Below are 21,300 nucleotides of genomic sequence, written 5' to 3'. Positions count from 1 at the left end.
AGCTATAGGCTGCTTTTTTTATTTCCAAAATCCACTTTTTCCTTGGGTCTGACTGTGCTATTTTGCACGGCTTTTTTATGCGTTAAAGGATAAGGGAATGTTTGTAGGTTTTGACTACGGTAGTGCTAACTGCGCGATAGGTGTTATTGAAAACGGTGAAGTGCGCTTAGTACCCTTATCTGGTGATTCCAAGTATTTAAGTTCAACGCTATATGCGATGGATCGTGAACTTATTGCTGAAGCGGTATTGAAACAATTACCTCAAGCGGAACAAGCAGAATACGCCCGCATGCGCGCAGCGCAATTGAGCCGCGGCGCTGCTGCACGTCGAGAGTTAGACTTATTACCTAACGAGCAAGCTGTTTTTGTGGGTGAGCAAGCGATTGAAGCCTATTTAGATATGCCGGACGAAGGCTTTTATGTTCGCTCTCCTAAATCTTTCCTAGGCGCGAGCGGCTTGCATGATAGCCAAATTGCTTTGTTTGAAGATATCGTGACCCTGATGATGATGCACATCAAAAAACAAGCAGAAAAGAGCTTAGCAAACGGTGCCAACGTTATTACCCATGGGGTAATAGGCCGACCTGTGAACTTTCAAGGTATAGGTGGCGAGCAAAGTAATATTCAAGCGGAAGCCATTTTATCGTTAGCGGCTAAGCGCGCTGGCTTTACAGACGTTGATTTCTTGTTTGAACCTCTTGCGGCGGGCATGGATTATGAAGCCTCACTGCAAGAAGACGTGACAGTGCTCGTTGTCGATGTTGGGGGTGGTACTACCGACTGCTCGATGGTAAAAATGGGGCCGAGCCATATTGATAATCGTGACCGAAGCCAAGACTTTTTAGGCCATAGCGGTCAGCGTATTGGTGGTAACGATTTAGATATCGCACTATCGATGGCATCATTTATGCCGCACCTTGGTCTAGGGAGTTTGATGACCAATAAACTGCCAGTGCCAAGTAAGCCATTTTGGAATGCTGTGGCGGTTAATGATATCAGCGCGCAACGAGACTTTAGTGCATTGGCTTCTAAAAAGCTGATTGAAGATTTGATAAAAGATGCCCAAAGTCCAGATCTTATCAAGCGTTTACTCAAGGTGCAAAAAGAGCAATTAGGCTACAAATTAGTGCGCAGTGCAGAGCAAAGTAAAATTGCTTTATCTGATCACAATAGCGTTGATACTCCACTGGATTACATTGATAACGGACTACATGCTAAAGTCAGTGAGGCTGACTTTGAAAATGCCATTACTATGCCGCTATCAAAAGTGGAAGCGTTAATGCGCGAAGCGCTTGAACAATCTGGTGTGATGCCTGATCGCATCTATGTCACCGGTGGTACAGCAAGAAGCCCGGCAATTTATAAACGTATTTCGGGGCTATTCCCTGAAATACCGATTGTTGTTGGTGATCACTTTGGTAGTGTAACGGCGGGTTTAACGCGTTGGGCGCAAAGAGTGTTTGCATAAAGCTAGCGCAAACGAAGCAAGGTAAGCGTTATGCGTTGATCGCATCACCTAGTTTAAGTAAAGAATATAATCGTTTCTTAAGGATGGATATGACTGAATTAACCAAAAAGTTACTCTCAGGTACTGGGTTAGCAATATTGCTATCTTTGGGACTAAGTGGTTGTGGTGATGATGTGGGAAAAGTGAGCTTAGGTTTGTTTACCACGAAAGATGTGGTTATTGATGCACGCCACGATCCTAAAATTCCCGGAGTGACTTGCCATATCAGCCGCGTTGAAGCTGATTTAAGTCTTGCCGATCCATCAGACATGAGCATTTCTTGTCGTCAAACAGGGCCGATTACAGCAGCAGAGCTTGCTAATATCGATAAAAGTAAAAACGGTGAAGTGGTATTTAAAGAATCACTCAGCATTTTATTTAAATCGCTTAAAGTGCGCCGCATTTATGATGCAGAAAATCAAACACTGCTGTATTTGTCGTACTCAACCAAAGAAACAAATGGCAGCCATAAACATGCACTATCAACAGTGCCGTTATATGGTACCCAAGCTTGGGTTGCTGGTGGCGTTGCAAGTAATTAAGCCGACTAACAGCGTTAAGGCCTGCACTTATAAAGCCAACGTCTCTATGTTTATGTCAGTGTCAACGCTATTTAGGATGGGTCATTAGTAATAAAAAAGGGTGAATTGAGTTCACCCTTTTTTGTACCCTGTTTTAGGGCTAAAGGTTTTATCGTTAACTAGCTTTTGATGAAAGACTTTACTGTGCCAGCCACAGAATCATAAACAATTTTCATATCAGCCTGCTCACGGCCTTGAGTATCACCCAGGGTTCTCAGTACATAGGTACATTCGGTTAGACCATCAGGATTAGTATCTGCTTGATGGCGGTAAGCTTGAAAATCACTGTCGTCATTAACACTTGATAAAGCGATAGAGGCAGGGTCTTGCTGTAAGATATTCCATAAATCTACACAGCCTTGCTCACCTTGACCAATATTTTTAGGTTGTCCCATCGGGTTACCTTTACCTGTGCCGAGGGGAAAGCCATAACTATTGATATCTAAAACACCACCAACATAATCAGGCAAATCATTCATCGCAGTATTAGCACCAATAAGCTGCCATTTAGTGTGAGAAAAAGTCACTGACTGCTGCAAAGCGGCTGCTGTAGCTTGCACTCTGGCGATTTCACTATCTCGTTTTAAATCGACATACTTTGCCGCGGCAACCACAGCTAAAATGCCTAATACAATAATGACGACTACAAGTTCAATTAAGGTGAAGCCTTGGGACGAGTTGGACTGTTTAATCATAAGCTTATCGACTTTTAAATAGATGACTCTAATCATAGGTTATTTTAACAAATAGCAAAAATAAACTTACTTAATGTCGAGCATAATTAACTCAAAGTATCAGTTTTATCATAGCATTTAAACGATGAATTAAGTCAGCAGTCAGGGATAAAGAAGGCTGAGGAGTTAGTGTTGTTAATTAGCAACAAATAGCTCAAGGCGGGAAGTTAAGACTCATTATTGATTTGCTTCTGATATAAGATTATTGCTTAGTAGCACCAATAAAAGTCAGCGATATTTGCTGACTTTTATTGGGTGGAGTCCATATATCTATTAATTATACGCTTTTGGCGATTAGCATTATTTGTTCAATACCTGATTATAACGCTCAAATGCGGCATCTAGATCAGCGATCAAATCATCGACATTTTCAAGGCCAATATGCAAACGAATTAATGGCTTACTGCTATCCCACTTGGTAGCTGTGCGTAATTTGTCTATACCAAAAACGCCCAAAATTAGGCTTTCAAATCCCCCCCATGAAAAGCCCATTTTGAAGTGTTTCATGTTTTCGACAAAGGCGGTTACTGAGCGCACATCACCTTGTTTTAGCACAAACGAGAATAAGCCGTTTGAAGCGCTAAAGTCGCGTTTAAAGAACTCATGACCCGGGCATGACTCAAACGCCGGGTGACGCAAATGGTCAACCTCAGGGCGGTTTGCAAGCCAATTAGCTACTTTAAGCGCGTTTTGTTCATGTTGAGCTAAACGAATACCTAAAGTGCGCAATCCACGACTTGCTAGATATACATCATCTGGTGAAGTGCACTGGCCTAGCAGGTAGCTATTTTCTCTTAATTGCTCCCAGTGTTTTTCATTGGCTGTTGCCGTCCCCATCATCACATCAGAGTGACCCACAATGTATTTGGTGGCAGCTTGAATTGAAATATCCACGCCCATTTCAAACGGTCGCGAGTTAATGGGGGATGCCCAGGTGTTATCAAGCATTACCACAATATCGTGCTGGTGGGCGATACGACTTAGGCTTGGAACGTCTTGAATTTCCATGGTGATAGACCCTGGAGATTCTAAAAATAGCACCTTAGTATTGGGCTGAATAAGTGCCTCAATGCCATCACCTATCATAGGATCATAATAAGTGGTTTCAATGCCATAACCAGCAAGCAATTTATTACATAAGTCTCGAGTTGGCTCATAGGCACTGTCGACCATAAGTAGATGATCGCCCGCTTTTAAAAACGAGAGCAAACTATTACTGATGGCAGCGCTACCTGATGGATAAAGAGCTGTGCCAACGCCGCCTTCGAGTTCTGCAATCGCTGCTTGAAACGCAAAATGTGTAGGGCCGCCACGGCGGCCATAAAACATTTCGCCATTAGCCTTATTTTTAGCGGCAAAGCGCATATCTTCAATGGTATCAAATACCATGGTTGATGCACGGTAGACTGGAGGGTTAATCACTCCTTGGGTCCATTTTTTATCGCGGCCTAGACTGACTATCTGCGTTTCTTTTTTCATCGGACGTATTCCATCAGTTTTTAGTTTTAGCCATCTTAACATCTAAACGGCTAAAATAAAGTGACAATTTTTTAGCTTGCTATAAACCTTCTTTACTTAACGGAAGCCTAATGCTGATCTTCACCCCATTTATATTGCCAGCGTTGTCTTCAGTGTTATTGGCGAAGATTTTGCCATCGTGGAATTGACAAATTAAACGGGCGATATAAAGACCTAAACCTAAGTGCGGCTTGTCTTGTGACTTTTGCACACGTACCGACACCATAGACTCAAATATTTGCTCAGCCATATTATCGGGTAGCGCAGGCCCTTGGTTGCTAACACTTAACTCGGCGAATTTGCCTTTTAACTGCAGTGAGACTGCAATTGGACTTTGATCATGACTAAACTCGAGTGCGTTAGCGATGAGCTTATCCATTAATTGAGCAATATACTCGGGCACGCCGAGCACCGGTGTTGATTCTGAAGTGATATCTAAGCTAAAAGCTTGAGCTGGGTAGGTCATCTGGTAACCCTGCATGCAGCCGCCGATCACTTTTTCTAATGGGAATACTGAAGTTTCCGCATGAGACAGGCTTTCTTCTAGACGTGTAGCTTCGCTCATATTATTGAGGATCATATTAAGCCTATTTACCCCTTCTTGTGCCCGATCAACATATTTGCGGGTGTCTGGGTTTAACTCTTGTAAACCTAAATGCTCAAGTGACGATCGAACAACAGCAACAGGTGTACGGAGCTCATGAGACAACCTTGAAGACATGTTTTCTAGGTAATGAGTATATTGACTTAAGCGGCTAACAATACTGGCAAAGCTGCGTGATAAATCACCAATCTCATCGCGTACTTTAGAACCTTGGATTTCATTTTTAATTCGTCCTTGGCTATCAATGGCCTGTTCTGCTTCATCGCGCAGTTTACGGATGCGACTAGAGATATTAGACGCAAAGAAAAACAGCGCTAACGTGCCCATGCTCATCACCGTTAGAATAACATTAAACAGTTTCTCTAGCGCTTTGTTGCGCAGTGTACGAATGCCATGAGTGGTTTCTTCTGCAATGACCACGCCCATCACTTTATCGTCAATCCAAATCGGGCTGGCAGCAGCAAGTACCACGGCTTTACTATCGGGTGTGAGCCGCCAAGTGGAGCCCTGCTGACCGTTCAATGCTTTGGTGATATGGCTGCCTTGAAGCACAGTGGAGTCTTGCAACGAATCAATAAAATCCTTCGCAGGCGTGGTTAAGATTTTATAATAAAGTGGATGCAAGTATTGGCGTTTAAATTTACCCCAGCCAGAATCGTCTTCCATATCAATAGATGAACGTGACCAAACGCTGTTATCTGAGCGAATATCACCAGATTTTGCCAATACGCGGCCATGTTTATCGACCACCCAAATTCGCGAGCTATTATGGCTCATCCCCTTAATAATGCTTTCAATTTCGGGGGAGGGGACCAACACTGTGCCAAGTTTACTGACATCGTCAATGGCTGACGTGCCGACGACAGCATCGAGTGCCCGGCTGCGTGGATTATTGACATCATAGACTGCAAAGCCAAGTTTGCTGCCCACCATGTTGAGTGGGATCCGCAGCTCAACATTGTAGCCTTGTTTGCTTTTAGTCCATTTACCCTGAATTTTTACTTCAGGGGTGACAGGTTTGGTAAGTGTTGGATCTTCCGGAAGTTCAAAAGCACTGATCCAGCCATCTTGCGTGGTAGCAATGATATAGCGCCTAAATTGGCCATCGGGTGCTAAGGTCGCAATAGCGATATGATCGTTTCTGTCGATGCTTAAACTGTTTTTGCCACGATAAACCACATTGGCATCGTTGACCTCAAAAAACGCATAAAGATAACCCGCATACTTACCCACCATGTGGGTAAAACTTAAGTTTAGCGGTGCGCTATCATCTCGTTTATAGATCTGATAATCAGCGCCATAATTAAGTGCACGGTGACGATAACTGCTCCAATCGCCAAGTTTACCGTCGAGCTGAATAGGGCCTGAGAGTGGATAGGCATATAAGTCGCGGCCTTTCTCTACTTGGGTTAAAAAGCTGGCTTGGCTATCAAACAATTTGGGGCGTTCATGTAAAGCAGTTGCAAGTGCTTGAGTGGTGCCCTCAAGAGTTTTTTCTTGGCCATGGCGTAAATACTTTTCCATCTCCCAAACATATTGATAGCCAAGCCAAGGTAGGCAGAGCAGAAATAACGACAATATAGCGACTTTAGTGCGCAGACCTATCGGCATATTAAACATGGTGTAACAAGTACCTAATGAGTAACCCAAGTAAGTTTGTGTTCAAACATCATTGATTATGAGAATCCCAGCGATAACCCATACCGTAAACAGTATCAATACAGTCGAAATTGGGATCTTGCGCGATAAACTTTTTACGAATGCGCTTTACATGGGAAGTGATAGTTGAGTCATCAACAAAGATTTTAGCTTCTTGCATCAATTCTTGGCGCTGTCGCACATGGCCTGGACGTTTGGCTAAGGCATGAACCATCCAAAACTCTGTTACTGTTAGCTCTATTTGTACACCACTCCAAAATACCTGCATGCGGTTAACATCAATGGTTAACAAACCGTGTTCGACTAAGTGGCTTTCATCAATGCTGACATTTTTAAGATCTGAGCGTCTAAATAAAGCTGCAAGCCTAGCAATAAGATGCGGAAAGCTAACGTCTTTACTTAGGTAATCATCAGCCCCAAGACGCAGGCCACACACGGTATCAAAATCACTATCTCGCGCGGTTAAAAAGATAATTGGTAAGGTGCTCGACATTGCACGCAGTGATTGGCACAGGGTAAAACCGCCATCTATTTCATTTTCAAGACCAATATCAATAATCGCAAGATCGGGTAGACGTGTATTAAAAGCTTGCATCGCTTGCGGGCGATTGGCGTAGGCTTGAACACAGTAACCTTGTTGCTGCAGTACTTCTTTATAGTTTTCTCTAATTGCTGCTTCATCTTCAACTATTGCAATACGTTTCATGGTGTCTTTATTTCAGGCCTTAACTGTCTAATTGATTGTGACTATACAGCAAAATTAATAGGTTTGAAGTCGCAAGCCGTGATTGCCATATTGTTGCCACAATTGAACTGCAAATCGCCATTTTTGCTCCCCTGAAAAGCCATTTCAATCAGTTTTAATAGCCTCATCGAAACAATGACGCTTAACCAACTTAACTCATCGATTGGTGTTGACTAATCGGATTGAACGGATACCCAAGGGGAACATTATGAAAAAGCAACTTATCTCTACTTTAGTTATTGGCGCACTTGTATTTTCAACTCAGGCGGCTGCATCGAAAAGCGTTGAGCTTGAGCAAACGGCAACTGCAGAATCAAGCAATAATGAAGAACTAATTGGTCTTACCTCAGGCATCGTACTCGGCGCTGTTGTTGGTGGTCCGGTTGGCGCCATTATTGGTGCATTTACCGGTACCTTAGTGGGTAAGTCAGTAGGTGATGATGACGCAATTAAAACTCAGCAAGCCATGCTAGATGAAAAAGAGCAGCAATTAGTCGCGCTTAATCAGCAAAACCAGTCTTTGGTTGAGCTCTCAGATCAATATGAACAAGCGCAGCAACAATTAACCAGCTTAAAAATGGCTCAGGAGCAAAAGTTAACAGAGTTAGCATTAGGCTTGAATGTGCAATTTAAAACGGGTTCTTCAACCATAGAACCACATTTTCAAAGTCAGTTAAATGATATCGCCTATGCCATGTCGCTATCGCCAGAACTAACACTAGATTTAACTGGTTACGCTGATCGCCGTGGTGATGGCGATTATAACCAGGCCTTATCTGAACAACGAGTTGCCGAAGTGAAAAGCTATTTGGTTGCACAAGGTGTCGATGAAGCTCGTTTACACAAACAAGCCTTTGGTGACTCTTCTCCATTAATGGCTGAGCAAAGTTTTGAAAATGACTTCTTTGACCGCCGCGTGACCTTAAAACTGCAAAATCAAGAAGGTTCGATAGCAGCTATTTCTGCCAAATAAAGGGATTACTTGAAGTGAGCTCACATCGCTAAATATTGAATTAATCAAACTAATAGCAAGTGGGTTCACCCAAGGTGCAGCGTGATGCTGACAAGGATTAAGGAAGTAAAAATGGCAGGGTATTTAACATTTCATGCTGAGCTTAAAGCGCCGAACTCCATAGTAAAGTTTTTCGGCAAAATCGTAACCCCACTTGCAATAGTAGTGATATCTGTTTTTGTATCGCAGCAAGCATTTGCGTTATCTACGACAGAGGCGCTTACTAAGGAAAATGGATTACAGACCGAGCCAATAAGCCAAGGTACGTTAGTTTTTGCTAACCAATATGGTGATGTGACTTTGGCTTTACCAATGAAAACCGATGTCAATATGCAAGTTTCTGGTTGGACTAATCGGGTTGCAGTGCGCCATGAGTTTACCAATGCTTCAACAGATTGGGTTAATGGTCAATATCTGTTTCCGCTGCCTAACGAGGCGGCAGTCGATCAACTTAAATTACACATTGGCGATAGAGTTATAGAAGGGCAAATACAGCCCAAAGCCAAGGCCAAAGCGGTATATGAGAAAGCTAAATCCCAAGGCAAACAAGCAAGTTTACTGGAGCAAAAGCGCGCAAATATTTTTAGCGCCAACGTGGCGAATTTAGCACCAGGACAAACCTTAATAGTAGAGCTGACATATCAAGAAACGCTGGATTATCGTGATGGCGAATTTAGCTTGCGCTTCCCTATGGTTGTAGCGCCACGTTATGCCCCCAAAAGTGGAGTCGATAGTCCACAAAACCCTCTGTCAAATTTGGCACAAGGTGATGCACAGAGTTTAAGCGAGCAAATTATGGCGCGAATTAAGCCACAAGAGTATGCGGAATATAATAAGCAACTGCTTGCCAATAAAAGCGAACTCGCTAAGCAAGGTGAGCTATCAAACGAGGTATTTCATCAACATGTGGCAGCTATTGCAAAGCTGCCTAGCAATGCCGCAGGCTCTGCAACTCAGTTTGATGAAGCAAAGCAACAACAAAATCTTGTTTCCATCAAGGTTAAATTTGATACTGCTATGGCGATAGAAAATATTGTTAGCCCCTATCATCAAATTGATATCAATATGATTGAAAACGCAGCAGCTCAAGTTAGTCTAGTCAGTGACGCAATAGCTAACCGCGACTTTGTACTGACTTGGGAACCTGTTCAAGGCAGCGAGCCTTTAGCAGCGGTATTTTCGCAACAAGGTAAAACGCATCAAAAAGAGCCAATTCAGAAGGGGCAAGCTTCAACGGCTCAAGATGAAATCAGTCACAGTAAAAGTGCTGAACAGTATGCTTTGGTGATGCTGATGCCGCCACAAGGGCAAACTGAACAAGTCAATACAATTGCAAGAGAACTTATTCTCGTGATTGATACATCAGGCTCTATGTCTGGTGATGCAATTGTTCAGGCAAAATCTGCGCTAAAGCATGCGTTAGCAGGACTTAGGCCACAAGATAGGTTTAACATTTTGCAGTTTAACTCTAGTGTTGCCAAATGGTCGCAACAGGCAATGCCTGCGAGCGCTATCAATATAGGTCGTGCTCAAAATTACATTAACCGCTTACAGGCTGACGGTGGCACTGAGATGGCTCTTGCTCTAGATGCGGCGCTTAATCAACAAAAGAGTCACCTTGCTTGGCAAGGGGAAAATAATGAGCCTCAGAATCGTAGCGGCAATTCTATTCGGCAAGTGTTATTTATCACTGATGGCGCGGTAGCAAATGAGTCAGGATTATTTGAGCAAATACGCAACCAGCTAGCAGATAGTCGACTATTTACGATAGGTATTGGCTCTGCACCTAATGCGCACTTTATGCAGCGTGCTGCTGAGCTTGGCCGGGGAACATACACCTACATAGGTAAGATGGATGAAGTGAATAGCAAAGTCGTTAATTTGCTAGAAAAGCTTGAGAAGCCGCAGGTGACAGATGTCGACCTTAAATTTAGTGATGGTAGTGTACCAGACTACTGGCCAGTGAATATCCCCGACCTATACGCACACGAACCTATTCTAGTGGCAGTGCGTATTCCAAGTTATGTGAATAATGAGCTACTGATTGAGGGGCAATTAGCAGGCCACTTCTGGCAGCGACGTTTGGCACTTAACAGCAGCGAGCAGGCTAAAGGTTTAGATTTAGTCTGGGCGCGTAAGCAAATTGCAGCTTTAGAGCTAACTAAGCAGAGCGCGAATAAACAACGAATTGAAAAGCAAATAACCGCAATTGCAATGAACTTTCATATTATGAGCGCCTATACCAGTTTAGTTGCCGTTGATGTAACACCGATTAAGCCTCAAGGCGTTTCTTCGGTTGATGCGAATGTTGAGCAGCATTTACCTCATGGCTGGCAAAGTAATCTTCAAGGCTTAAATCAGACACTGCCGCAGACAGGCACCAATAGTTATGTGTTGTTGATTTTTGGCGGCATGCTGTTGTTATTAGCACTCTTGTATCGTTTGTCATTTGCTAGAAGCGCGACTGATGACTAATTTTAGTGGTTTTTTTTATCAGCGTTTTACAGGTAACTATAAGCGTAAGGGCGGCGGTTTAGCTGAGGTAAGCAATAAAGCTCGCCACTTTCACCGGATCTGTTGTTGGTCACTATTACTAGTTGGCGCTTTATTAATGGCTCAAGGGGGATATATGCAAGCTAAAGCACATTTTGCACAATTTTTAATTCAGCAAGCATGGCAAAAAACATTACAGGAGAGGAGGCCGCATAAACCTTGGTCTTGGGCTGATACGCACCCGGTGGCAAAAATGGACTTTTTGCCTGCTGATATTCGCGATTACGATAGTGAGCATGCTCGTTTAAATGGCGATAGTTTATATGTGCTTGCTGGTGCGTCGGGTCGCAATTTGGCATTTGGACCAGCGCAAATGTTGTCGTCCGCTAATATTAATAGCCGTGGTAATACAGTGATTGCAGGCCACCGAGACACTCATTTTGCTCGGCTTAATAGCATCAAACTCGGTCAGCTAATTCGCCTACAAAGTGCTACAGGTAAAAGTCTGGTGTACAAGGTGATTATGGCTGAAGTGGTGCATGAGTCAGATATGAGTGTGACTGAAGATAGCGGCGAAAGCGTATTAACTTTAGTTACCTGTTACCCCTTTGGTGCAGAGTTTGCTGGAGGAGAGCAGCGCTTTGTTGTTCAAGCTGTGCCAATTAACTAAAGCTATCGATTGCAACTTGTTGCATTAATGACTCATAGTAAAGACTAATGTACGATAAATATTCAGCTAATATTTGGTGAGGTAAATATCGGCTTGGTAGTCAATCTTATTTAGTTTGCTGTATTTATATCAATACAGCAAGCTAGGTTCTAATGGATTAACCCCTAAGGCTTTACAGTGGCATGACTCGATTGCGGCCCAAGCGTTTTGCCTCATATAACTGTTTATCAGCGCGTTCAATAAGCGCACTGTCGCTGTCATTTAGCTTGTATTCAGCCACACCAAATGAGGCGTTGATGTTATTAATGGTGGTGCCTTTGCGTTTATCTTTTAGTAGTAACTTCTCTAAGCTTCTTCGCATCGATTCAGCAAGGTGGCGAGCACGTCTTATTTCAGATTTGGGTACAATTAAGGCAAACTCTTCGCCGCCAAAGCGATACAATTTAGTGCCATCTTGGCAAGACTCCTCTAAACGTTTACTTACCGCCTTGAGCACTTGATCACCTAATTGGTGGCCATAGGTATCGTTAAAGGCTTTAAAGTGATCAATATCAGCGATGATCAAGCAAAGCCCTTGAGGTTGTTGTTCAATAATTGCTTTTAGATCGTTATTAAATGCACGGCGATTTAATGAATGAGTTAAAGCGTCAAATAACATTTCATGCTCTGACTGCTTGAGTTGATGTTTTAAGCTATCGATTTCAGATTGCGCTTTGGCTAATTGCTCCGAAAAATGTTTAGCACTTATTCTTATCTCATTAGAGTCTTTTACTAAGTTTTTTACGACAGTAAGCACTTCTTCGATAGTAAAACCGTCGTTCTCTATCTTATTTAGTCTATTGTAATTATTATCTATTTTACTCTGGAATTGGGTCGCATCGAGATTGGTATCTTTTATTGATTGCGATAACTCAGTAACCATAGCATCAAGGTTTTGGCGCATATCGACAAGATCAAGCTCAACGGGATCAGACAAAAACTCTTGGTAAAGACGTTCGCTCTGACTCGGTGGACAAGTATTATACTGGCTAACAACCTTGTCTAAATGCTGATTAAGGGAGGGGCTGTTTTCACCCACATAAGCGTACCAAAGCGCATAGTTTGTTGGCGTGGTAGGTATTTGATGCTTTAGCATTAAGGGAATCGCTTTTTTTAACTTAGTCGCAGATTCCTTTAGCAGTGGACTCGCCATTGTGATCCTTTATCCGATATTTATATGTGCGCGGTAATGCAAAAGGCTTTTATCTGCGCCAATTATCTTTTGGCAACATTCTATTATGTTTTTAACTTAGGCTAAACTGGAAAAAGTATATTGTTAATCTTCAAGTGCTTATTTTTATACTGATTGGTATTAGTTTGCTGGTGGGATTAGAGCGCGGCCACTGCTATATAATGCGCAAAACACATAAACTTGCTTAAAGCGAGAGCTTTAACGACAACGAGTGGCTAAATATAATCTTGGTAACTAAAAGATCAGAACTGATAGCTAATAGATAGCATTGGGCCGGTGAAGCTGTAGTAAATATTGTAGTCAGCAAGCTTGATGTCAGCTTCTGTAAAAGTAGACGTGTATTCAACATCGACTTCGTAGTAGTTAAATGCAGCTGTCATATGCCAATTTTCACTGATTTCTGCTTCGACACCGAGGCGAATATCCACCAGTCCACCTTTTAAATCATCTAGTTTGATATAGAAATACTGCGCATGACCATTTAATTTAAAGCCAGGGTAAAATTCATAAGCGCCATAGACACCAATATCAGGTAGTGGAGCTGACAATTTTTCATCAACTACTTTAGGTACATCTATGGTGTCTGGACAACGTGTTTCAGTATCTGAATCACAGATCCCTATCCGTCCTTTAAATGCCGTTTTGATAAACATAGCATGCAAACCAACAGAAACACCTACATCATAGTTGTCGCCCTGCCAAATATCGTAACCGTAGCCGACACGCATAATATCGATATTAAGAGTTGAGTCGAGCGAGATCCCTGATTTGATATCGTAGGTTGTATCATCCCAAGTGAACTGAAAAGGCTTTTCAACCGATTGGACCATGGCATTACGATGAAGCTGCTTCCAGTCTACATATAAAATATGGCGGTCATTAAAGTGGTGGGAAAATTCGAAAAACGGTAAAAACTGCGATTCTTCTAATTTTAAATCAGATTCAAAATCAAGAGCGAATGCATTGCCTAAAATAGGGTCATTTACATCAATCGTTGAGTCGGTGTTTGCATAAAAACCACCGATACGAATAATGGTATTGTTTTCGGCAAAAGCCAAAGGGCTTGCGATAAAAGCAAGCAAAGTCATGCTGCGAATGATGAAACTTTTAAGCATTAAAAGTCACTCCGTCGTTCTTATTTTTATTTGTTCAAATCAATAGCGCTTTTTGTTGTTCGAGCTCTAGCATAGCAGGAACTTTTGATTTGTGAATAAATTGTTTCAAAAAATTACATCTTGTTTTGTCTAAAGCAACTTAAAAGGATGGGGGGCGAGTTTTTGCGGGAGTTGAAGGTTTTGTATTGAGGAACTGTGGCCTGTAATATGTTCTGATTATTTTATTAATTAAGGCTATATCGGTTAAATAAGGCGTCTGGTTTGGTGCGCTGTCTGGGCTCAATAAAATTGAGTTTACATTTATATGCAAAAAAGAGTACAAAAAAGAGTACTGATTGTAGCCCTATAAAATCTCATAACGATATTTGTGATTTTAGAGGGCGGGTTGCTATGTAAAGCAGTAAGGGGGATTAAAATAATTTTGGAATAAGGATAAGTGCCCAGGTTAGAGCGCAAAATGCTAGGCTCATAAATACGGCTGCAGATGCAATGTCTTTTGCTTGTCCGCTTAAAGGATGGTGTTCATCACTAATTCTATCTACAACAGCTTCAATAGCAGAGTTGATTAATTCAACGATTAATACCAAAAATAAACCGAAAATAAGTAAGATCCGCTCGATGATTGTCGCGTCTACTAAAAGTGCTATCGGCAACATGATTGCAGCTAAAACCAACTCCTGTCTAAATGCGGCTTCGTTTTTCCATGCAGACTTCAAGCCTTGCACTGAAAATCCAGTTGCTCTAATTACGCGCTTTATGCCTTGGTTATTCGCTGGTTTCATAATATTCCATGTGTGCTAACGCCGCTTAATAACGTTTAATTGGCATTTTTAATCAAAATTTTGCAGAGTATAACATGAAGATTTCGCTGATAAATGGTTAGCAAGATAGCTTTATAGATATAGAGAGGTAACTTTTAGGACGCCAGATAAATAGGTATAAGCAGCGCCTTGGCACATGATAAAGATCGTGCCTAAACTAATTAAAGGTTTCACAGGACGTGAAGCGGTTAATTGCTAGGAGCCCCTATATGTTAGTCAGACACACTTTGTTGTTTATCCTCATTTTGGTATTTAATGTAACTCCTTTGGCTAGCGCTCACGCACAAACTGAACAGCAATCTATATTAAATAGCGTTAGGCCCTCAATTCAACTCGCATCAACACAATCTAAACCAGTTACCAATTTATCTGATTACTTAATCAGTGAAAAACTCGATGGTGTAAGAGGTTATTGGGATGGTGGCGCAATGTACAGTCGCTCAGGGCGAAAAATTCCAGTACCTAATTGGTTTGTTAAGGGCTTCCCAAGCTATCCACTTGATGGTGAGCTCTGGATAAAGCGCGGCGCATTTGAGCAAGTATCCGGGATAGTAAGAAAATCAAGGGCGACAGACAAAGAGTGGCAGAGCATAAGATTTATGGTTTTTGACTTACCTGCCGAGACTAGTAGATTTGAGTTAAGGTATCAAAAGGCGATGAATGAGCTAAATGATCTCAGCCCTTATTTAAAGGTAGTTGATCAATACTCCTTTAATAGTACACAGCAGCTTGATACCCGCTTGCAAGCTATTATCGATGAGGGCGGGGAAGGTTTGATGCTACATAAAAAATCAGCGATTTATCAGGTTGGACGTAGTCAAGATATTGTAAAGTTGAAGCCTTTTTACGATGCGGAGGCCACCGTTATTGCTCACAAAGAGGGTAAAGGAAAGTTTAGTGGCATGCTTGGAGCTTTGGTCGTTGAAAACGAGCAGGGCAAAATATTTAACCTTGGTAGCGGTTTAAGTAAAGCGCAGCGTTTAAATCCCCCTAAAGTCGGTAGTTTAGTGACCTATAAGTATTATGGTTTGACGCAAAAGGGCACGCCGAGGTTTGCTAGCTTTTTACGAGTAAGGGCGGCTCAATAGCGAAGCCTGAAAAGGATTTAAATTAACGGTTTTTATTTATAGTCGAGCTATTAAATTTGAATGAAGCACTTTATATTTTGTTTAAGTTGCAAATAGTAAAAAGGCTCAAGAATTTAATCTTGAGCCTTGTAAGACATTCATTGGGTCTATCTTAGAGCTGCGAACTACTTACATAACGATTTAGCTCGCTAGTTCAAACGATTACAGTACCTGTAAAACTTGCTCTAATGGCAGACGTGATTTAGGTAATGCAGCATTATAATCTTCTGCGCTGTGGTGGTAACCCATAGCTAAAGCAACGCCACACACATAACCATCAAGCTCATCTTTAAAGATCTCACCAATAAGATCGCTATCAACGCCTTCCATGGTGGTAGAGTCGATGCCTAAACGTGCAAGTACGTGTAAAGTGTTACCGAGAGCAAGATAAGTTTGTGCTTTAGTCCAAGTTGAATTGTCGCCATTTTCGTCAGTGTTTAGCTCAACGAATGCATAGGCGCCAAATGCTTGTTCTCTTTCTTCTGGCTTTGAGCGCTTGTCTACAATGCCTTTATCAACCACTTTAGCGTAATCTTCACGGCTATACTTTGGGTTGTGAGCAAACAATACGATGTGTGAGGCTGCCTTAATATGTGGCTGATTAAACTGGAAGTTATTTGCAAAAGTATCATGCATACGCTGCTTAGCTTCATCGCTCTCAATCACAATGAATTTCCAAGGCTGTGAATTGATAGATGATGCAGAAAGGTTCATCGCCTGATAAATCACATCAAGATCGGCTTGAGGAATACGCTTAGATGCATCGTAGCGCTTTGCAGTGTAACGGCTTTCTAGATCAGCAATAATTGGGTGAGTCATATTCGTTTCCTAATGTTTCAGCGGTGGAACCAATTTAAAAGTTGCCGCTATGCTACCTGTATATCTCAACTTGAAAAATAGTGTTTTAATTGAATGATTATCAAGATTTTGTTGATAATAGAATTATCGAAATAATAGTGAATGATAAAGTTACATCTTTAGTTTAGTTTGAAGCGGTATTCAGTGTAGGCAACAAGTGGATTAATCAACATAGCGGACAAGACAATATGCGTCTGAGTGTCTCGTCACGCTACTGATAGGGATTTGATTTATATGTCGTCGAGTGCAAAAACATTGAATTTAGAGACTAAATGCCTAATCTCATTGTTTGAATAACGCATTATATAGATAGTTAATGAGGGCGCTATGCCGATAAAAATTAAGTCTGTTCTATTTGTATGTATGGGCAACATAGGTGATAGGTTTTTTATCCTTTAAAATCAATCAATTAAAAGTGTCGTCCAAAATTCCCCAAAAAATACCCTAAAATCCCCTAACATTAACCGCCCTCTGAATAAGCTTTTATCTCGAAAAACTAGGCATAGTTCCTGGCTGCAATATCGGTTTAAATGTGGACTTGAGCTTAGGTAATGAATGCTGTGAGTGTAGGCTTTAAAGTGCAGTTGAGGGCTTAGCTAGATAGCAGCTGTTGATACGAAAACTCGACTATTTGTAATGGCTGTCATGGTTAATCAAAATTAAATTCGCGGGATTCATCGAGGTTTAACCCTTGATGCGAGTGATGCGACCCTATTGATTCAACACAAGTCATTAGCTCATAGTTAGCAAGTTCTGAATAGATATAGAGAGGGAGGCTGAGATAGACATACAAGACACTAAATTACGATTTTGAGTCACGTTAACTCTATTGGCGTTTTTAGCTTTAATAAAAGAGAGAGCTATGCAGCTAGGCTGATAGCTCTATTTAACTGGAGAGGGGCTGGCTTTTAGTTACTAAATAGTGCCTCTAGTTCACGCGAGATTTTAGCTTGAACATTATTGAGCTTTTTAGGCGTTTCCCGCTTTGTGGCAGGCTGTACATAGTAGGTTTTACCAATCTTTATTGCCGCTGGGTGAAGTTGCCCCTGACTAGCCCAACGCGTCACCTTTCTTGGGCAGTAAAGCCCGTCAAAGTTACTTTTGAACCACTCTTTTAATGTCAGTAAATCTTGCATTTGAACAACCCTATTTATGTGAATAGGGTCATTGGAACAAATAGCCAAAAATCGACCAAAACAGGGGTTAAGCTCTAACCTTAAAATAAACTTAACGAATTTCTGTTATTTCTTTAAATACAATTAGATATAGGTGGATTTTTTTTGTAGTAAGTGAACTTTTAAAAACTTATTGAAATTTTGTATGGTAGAAATTAGATAAGTTTGACTTCCTCCCATCCAAAGCCTCGCTGATCATTATAGCGATCAGTCATTCTTTGGTCTGAGTGGCCGCATAAAACCTTGGTATCAATACCTTGGTTGCGGTATATACGCTCCGAAAGCGATCTAATTTCGTGAAATGATGCAGGTGTTCCTGGCCAGTTTATTTCAGCTTTTATTCGAGCGCTTTTAAAAGAACGAGACAATGTGTCAGGATGAATAGGATCGCCAGTCTTGTTTGCTGTTCTTGAAACGGTGTGGTGAAGCACAAATTCTGAGTCTTTACATATTGCTGTTTGTTTAATGATTTCTCCTAGCGAAAGATTTAGATCAGGAATTGACAGCATTAAGGGGATTTTTAATAGCTTGCCAGTTTTTAGCTGAAATATATGTAGGAAATCATCTTCGATAAAAGAGTAGGGGGCATGCTCCACTAAATCTGCAAATGAAGCGTAACCATTCGAGTTTGTAATGAAGTGATTTGGGTTCTTTTTGTATTGCTCAAAACGGTGTAGCCAGTCATCACCTTTGTTTTTTCTTAGTAAACAGAGATCAGTTCTACGCTGGGCAGTCAATAAAGCCAGTTGGTAGCTGAATAAATATGGCGCGTATGTTTGCTGGTGACATATTGCTTCAAACTGAACGATAGAGATCCGTGACTTTTCTACTTTAGATGTTGGGTTTTTAGTGACTTTAGCAGGGTTAAAGTCCGATGCAATTTCTCCGGCTTGTGCTGCTTCAGTAAACAGGTCGATATAGACTGAGCGTATGGATTGAGCCGTCCGGTTTTTACCCTGTTTAGTGTAAATGTCCAGTAATTGCTTAATGTGTTTTGTTGTGATGCTGCTGATTAGCAGTTTTCCATGGTACTTCTCAATCGTTCCTAATACGTGTTTCTTTGCTCGCCAAGTATTAGGTTTTATTTGGCCTAGGCTTAACCTTTCTTCATGAAGCTTGATATAGCTTTTAATCCATTTAGATAGCTTCAAATGCTGCACAGACAGTGTTGGCGCATTAATAATTGCTGAAACTCTTTTGCTGACTATTTGAGGGATAATTATGGCGTTTAGCGCCATAGCCTGCTGCATCGCAGAGTTAATATTGCTACCGAGTGAGCGATATTGTTTAATTTCTCCAAAGGCTGCTTTTCCATATCTTGGATCTCGATATTGGCAAGCTATTCCGTTTTTAGCCCGGCGGTCTCTTTTTATATAAAGATTGAGCACTCCATGCTGATTTAAGTGGTTTCTCATTAGTCAAATTCATTCTAAGCACCTTATTGTAAGTGTATGAAAAAAATGGTAATAGTAAAGAAACATGTTTAACGAAGTTAAAGATTTTCTTCCATTTTAACCCACCTTAAACCGCTGGCTTGTTGAGTCGGTAAAAAATTGTCACTTGTTAAAAGCCTTGAGATTCTTGCAACGTCAGATCTCTTTTCTGCAAGTAAGCATACATCGGTTTCATGTTCTTATGACCCAACATATCAGATGACGTGCTTACCACTGGGGCATTAGTGGCTATTTCTTGTATGGTTGAACTTTGCGTTATTCTGTTGTTTGAATTGCACTTTGCTGGGCTTGAACCCAATTCAGTTTCGAACTCTTGAAGTAGGTTTCGCCCAAGTGGTCTCAGTTCCGCAAAGGTTGGTGCTTTGCTGTTTAACCAGTCCAACTTGATCTCTTTATGGACTAGAGCTGTAAGTGTTTTGGATAACTTTTCAGGGCTAATCGGTTTGTTCTCTTTACTTGCAGGCTCTTTAAGTAAGAACGTTGAATCGATAGTTACCTGCTTTAATAAATCCATAATAATTTCGCCTAAGCTAGGTAGATCTTTGTTGACACGGTGACTAAGTTTTAACTTAACAACGTGTCTCGTTTTCTGCTGATAAATGACCAGTTCACCTTTATCTTGATCGACATAGCTATAAGGGGCTAAATCAACTCGAGATTGAAAGCTTTGGCTGGCTTGTGCTCTATAGCTAGCATTTTGCTCAAAATGCTTAACTCGTTCATCCCAATCTTCACCTTTTGCTATGCGTATTAAGCACAAATCTGTAATACGTAATGCAGTTGTTGTAGCAAGTTCGATTACAGACTTTAAGAAGGGCTTCTTTTCTAATGTGCTGAGTATGAGTTTGAATACTCGTTCTGAGATACGGCTACGTTTTACTGGAACTTTTACCGGTTCTGTATGCTCGACAGGGTTAAAAGGAAAGCTCACCAGGCCTTCTGTGTAACAAGCTTTCAACATTTTTGAGTACATGCTTCTAAGCTCCTTTGCAGTGCGATACGACTCTTTCTCTAAAAGCTGGTTGATATGAGCTTGTATATTAGCGCTACTAATCAGATTTGCAGGGCTTTCGCCCCACCATGCTTCAATTTTGTTTAGCTGCACTAGGTAGTTTTTTTCAGTCGTCGGGCTAATGCTGCCGTGGCTTTTATGAATTCTTTGTTTATTCTTAGTAAAGGCAACAAGGTCTCGTACTTTTAGACTAGATTTACATGTCACCACTGTTGAAAGTGGTACTTTAATATATGCCGGAGGTGGAATAACAAGGCCACTAGACGTGATCACTGAGCCTGGATTTGCTTTGTTCCAAGCGTGAACCCCTTCTTGAACTTTATTGTATTTTTGAAGTGCTCTATCGAAATTAGAACCAAGACTGATGACCTTCTTATCGCTTTTTAGGCCGCCGACAATGCAATAAAATGGGTTAATCATCTGAAAGGCAAAGCCCGATGCAGACTTCTTACAAGATTTTCGATAGAAACCTTGCGGTAAATCCGCATTTTCTTGTGTTCTCTTTCTACCCATTACACTTCCTCCTGCGTCGAAACATTCTGTTGACCAGGCAAAAGGCTTGCTGTTTTGCTGTGCATTAAAGCTAAAATCTGAACCATTAATTTGTTACCAATTCGTTGAACACGCTCGAATTGAACCAGCAATTTTAAAATCGCCCAAAAAAAGAATAAGCTCTAATTATTTATTTTATGTGTAAGTCGCTGATTTTAAATGGGGTAAAAAAATACGAAATTTTTTTTAAAAAAGTTTTGTTTTTATGAAAGTTGATGTTGGGGTTTGTGCGTTGATTTGGTGGAGGGTTAACTTGGGGGAGGTGATCGCAGGATAGGGGAGATGTGGAACGTGTCGTTACTGGGCGACTTCATTAGAATGTTAGGAATAGTTTTACAGTTTCTGATAGCTCTAGATATATAAAGCACGTTAAGGTCCGTGAAGAAAGCAAGTGTTAACTAAGTTACTTGCTGATAGAGAGAGCTAAATTAT

The 21,300-nt window shown here is 41.3% G+C and carries 17 protein-coding genes; 6 read left to right on the top strand and 11 right to left on the bottom strand.

What is annotated here, in order from left to right:
• The first annotated feature begins 97 nt into the window (after window positions 1-97).
• Together yegD and MSG37_RS10700 are read left to right on the top strand one after the other, a co-directional pair.
• Window positions 98-1,468: a molecular chaperone gene (gene yegD, locus MSG37_RS10705; RefSeq protein WP_248470663.1), complete on the top strand. Its 1,371-nt coding sequence runs from the start codon at window positions 98-100 to the stop codon at window positions 1,466-1,468.
• A gap of 89 nt (window positions 1,469-1,557) precedes the next feature.
• A complete protein-coding gene (locus MSG37_RS10700; RefSeq protein ID WP_248470662.1) occupies window positions 1,558-2,049 on the top strand; it encodes a CreA family protein in 492 nt (163 codons plus the stop codon).
• A gap of 158 nt (window positions 2,050-2,207) precedes the next feature.
• Here MSG37_RS10700 and MSG37_RS10695 read toward each other — a convergent pair whose 3' ends face one another.
• The 4 genes from MSG37_RS10695 to pdsR all read right to left on the bottom strand — a co-directional run bounded on the left by MSG37_RS10695 (window position 2,208) and on the right by pdsR (window position 7,309).
• Window positions 2,208-2,783, bottom strand: a complete 576-nt coding sequence (locus MSG37_RS10695; RefSeq protein WP_248470661.1) for a prepilin-type N-terminal cleavage/methylation domain-containing protein — start codon at window positions 2,781-2,783, stop codon at window positions 2,208-2,210.
• A 339-nt stretch (window positions 2,784-3,122) separates the two neighbouring features.
• A complete protein-coding gene (locus MSG37_RS10690) occupies window positions 3,123-4,301 on the bottom strand; it encodes a cystathionine beta-lyase (protein WP_248470660.1) in 1,179 nt (392 codons plus the stop codon).
• 79 nt (window positions 4,302-4,380) lie between these two features.
• Complete coding sequence (pdsS, locus tag MSG37_RS10685) at window positions 4,381-6,564, bottom strand: proteobacterial dedicated sortase system histidine kinase (RefSeq protein WP_248470659.1); 2,184 nt, start codon at window positions 6,562-6,564, stop codon at window positions 4,381-4,383.
• A gap of 49 nt (window positions 6,565-6,613) precedes the next feature.
• Window positions 6,614-7,309 (bottom strand): proteobacterial dedicated sortase system response regulator, encoded by a 696-nt coding sequence (gene pdsR / locus MSG37_RS10680; protein WP_248470658.1) that lies wholly within the window; start codon window positions 7,307-7,309, stop codon window positions 6,614-6,616.
• A 247-nt stretch (window positions 7,310-7,556) separates the two neighbouring features.
• On the opposite strand from pdsR, the gene pdsO reads away from it, so the two are divergent.
• The 3 genes from pdsO to MSG37_RS10665 all read left to right on the top strand — a co-directional run bounded on the left by pdsO (window position 7,557) and on the right by MSG37_RS10665 (window position 11,523).
• Window positions 7,557-8,321, top strand: a complete 765-nt coding sequence (pdsO, locus tag MSG37_RS10675) for a sortase-associated OmpA-like protein PdsO (protein WP_248470657.1) — start codon at window positions 7,557-7,559, stop codon at window positions 8,319-8,321.
• A 111-nt stretch (window positions 8,322-8,432) separates the two neighbouring features.
• Window positions 8,433-10,835: a marine proteobacterial sortase target protein gene (locus tag MSG37_RS10670; protein WP_248470656.1), complete on the top strand. Its 2,403-nt coding sequence runs from the start codon at window positions 8,433-8,435 to the stop codon at window positions 10,833-10,835.
• Window positions 10,828-11,523: a class GN sortase gene (locus MSG37_RS10665; RefSeq protein ID WP_248470655.1), complete on the top strand. Its 696-nt coding sequence runs from the start codon at window positions 10,828-10,830 to the stop codon at window positions 11,521-11,523. Before MSG37_RS10670 ends, MSG37_RS10665 begins: the two co-directional genes overlap by 8 nt.
• Window positions 11,524-11,695: 172 nt before the next feature.
• On the opposite strand, the gene MSG37_RS10660 is transcribed toward MSG37_RS10665, so the two are convergent.
• The 3 genes from MSG37_RS10660 to MSG37_RS10650 all read right to left on the bottom strand — a co-directional run bounded on the left by MSG37_RS10660 (window position 11,696) and on the right by MSG37_RS10650 (window position 14,651).
• Window positions 11,696-12,715 carry a GGDEF domain-containing protein gene (locus MSG37_RS10660; RefSeq protein WP_248470654.1) on the bottom strand — a complete coding sequence of 340 codons (1,020 nt, stop codon included), beginning with the start codon at window positions 12,713-12,715 and terminating at the stop codon, window positions 11,696-11,698.
• A gap of 281 nt (window positions 12,716-12,996) precedes the next feature.
• On the bottom strand, window positions 12,997-13,869 hold the full coding sequence (locus tag MSG37_RS10655) for a hypothetical protein (protein ID WP_248470653.1): 873 nt from the start codon (window positions 13,867-13,869) through the stop codon (window positions 12,997-12,999).
• 410 nt (window positions 13,870-14,279) lie between these two features.
• Window positions 14,280-14,651, bottom strand: coding sequence for a diacylglycerol kinase (locus MSG37_RS10650; protein WP_248470652.1), 372 nt, complete (start codon window positions 14,649-14,651; stop codon window positions 14,280-14,282).
• Window positions 14,652-14,899: 248 nt separating this feature from the next.
• Between MSG37_RS10650 and MSG37_RS10645 the strand changes: the two genes are divergently transcribed.
• Window positions 14,900-15,778, top strand: coding sequence for a DNA ligase (locus tag MSG37_RS10645; protein WP_248470651.1), 879 nt, complete (start codon window positions 14,900-14,902; stop codon window positions 15,776-15,778).
• Between the two features lie 201 nt (window positions 15,779-15,979).
• Here the strand turns inward: MSG37_RS10645 and MSG37_RS10640 are convergent, their stop codons facing one another.
• From MSG37_RS10640 to MSG37_RS10625, 4 genes are all read right to left on the bottom strand, one after another.
• On the bottom strand, window positions 15,980-16,636 hold the full coding sequence (locus MSG37_RS10640; protein WP_248470650.1) for a nitroreductase family protein: 657 nt from the start codon (window positions 16,634-16,636) through the stop codon (window positions 15,980-15,982).
• 947 nt (window positions 16,637-17,583) lie between these two features.
• The gene (locus MSG37_RS10635) at window positions 17,584-17,811 is read right to left on the bottom strand and encodes an excisionase (RefSeq protein WP_108946924.1); all 228 of its coding nucleotides are present in this window, start codon (window positions 17,809-17,811) and stop codon (window positions 17,584-17,586) included.
• 194 nt (window positions 17,812-18,005) lie between these two features.
• Window positions 18,006-19,238, bottom strand: coding sequence for a tyrosine-type recombinase/integrase (locus tag MSG37_RS10630; RefSeq protein ID WP_248470649.1), 1,233 nt, complete (start codon window positions 19,236-19,238; stop codon window positions 18,006-18,008).
• Between the two features lie 175 nt (window positions 19,239-19,413).
• Window positions 19,414-20,829, bottom strand: a complete 1,416-nt coding sequence (locus MSG37_RS10625; RefSeq protein WP_248470648.1) for a hypothetical protein — start codon at window positions 20,827-20,829, stop codon at window positions 19,414-19,416.
• Window positions 20,830-21,300 lie beyond the last annotated feature (471 nt).

The sequence above is a fragment of the Shewanella sp. 1CM18E genome, from assembly GCF_023161665.1.
In the GTDB taxonomy this organism is placed as follows: Bacteria; Pseudomonadota; Gammaproteobacteria; order Enterobacterales; family Shewanellaceae; genus Shewanella.
Note: the sequence above shows the minus strand (reverse complement) of the source record. Positions and strands in the feature narration are given on the sequence as shown.

Coding starts and splice junctions, on each gene's coding strand:
- MSG37_RS10670 (WP_248470656.1), top strand. CDS start 8,433: ATGGCAGGGTATTTAACATTTCATGCTGAGCTTAAAGCGCCGAACTCC.
- MSG37_RS10635 (WP_108946924.1), bottom strand. CDS start 17,811: ATGCAAGATTTACTGACATTAAAAGAGTGGTTCAAAAGTAACTTTGAC.
- MSG37_RS10655 (WP_248470653.1), bottom strand. CDS start 13,869: ATGCTTAAAAGTTTCATCATTCGCAGCATGACTTTGCTTGCTTTTATC.
- MSG37_RS10665 (WP_248470655.1), top strand. CDS start 10,828: ATGACTAATTTTAGTGGTTTTTTTTATCAGCGTTTTACAGGTAACTAT.
- MSG37_RS10640 (WP_248470650.1), bottom strand. CDS start 16,636: ATGACTCACCCAATTATTGCTGATCTAGAAAGCCGTTACACTGCAAAG.
- pdsS (WP_248470659.1), bottom strand. CDS start 6,564: ATGTTTAATATGCCGATAGGTCTGCGCACTAAAGTCGCTATATTGTCG.
- MSG37_RS10695 (WP_248470661.1), bottom strand. CDS start 2,783: ATGATTAAACAGTCCAACTCGTCCCAAGGCTTCACCTTAATTGAACTT.
- MSG37_RS10700 (WP_248470662.1), top strand. CDS start 1,558: ATGACTGAATTAACCAAAAAGTTACTCTCAGGTACTGGGTTAGCAATA.
- MSG37_RS10690 (WP_248470660.1), bottom strand. CDS start 4,301: ATGAAAAAAGAAACGCAGATAGTCAGTCTAGGCCGCGATAAAAAATGG.
- pdsO (WP_248470657.1), top strand. CDS start 7,557: ATGAAAAAGCAACTTATCTCTACTTTAGTTATTGGCGCACTTGTATTT.
- pdsR (WP_248470658.1), bottom strand. CDS start 7,309: ATGAAACGTATTGCAATAGTTGAAGATGAAGCAGCAATTAGAGAAAAC.
- MSG37_RS10625 (WP_248470648.1), bottom strand. CDS start 20,829: ATGGGTAGAAAGAGAACACAAGAAAATGCGGATTTACCGCAAGGTTTC.
- MSG37_RS10660 (WP_248470654.1), bottom strand. CDS start 12,715: ATGGCGAGTCCACTGCTAAAGGAATCTGCGACTAAGTTAAAAAAAGCG.
- MSG37_RS10650 (WP_248470652.1), bottom strand. CDS start 14,651: ATGAAACCAGCGAATAACCAAGGCATAAAGCGCGTAATTAGAGCAACT.
- yegD (WP_248470663.1), top strand. CDS start 98: ATGTTTGTAGGTTTTGACTACGGTAGTGCTAACTGCGCGATAGGTGTT.
- MSG37_RS10645 (WP_248470651.1), top strand. CDS start 14,900: ATGTTAGTCAGACACACTTTGTTGTTTATCCTCATTTTGGTATTTAAT.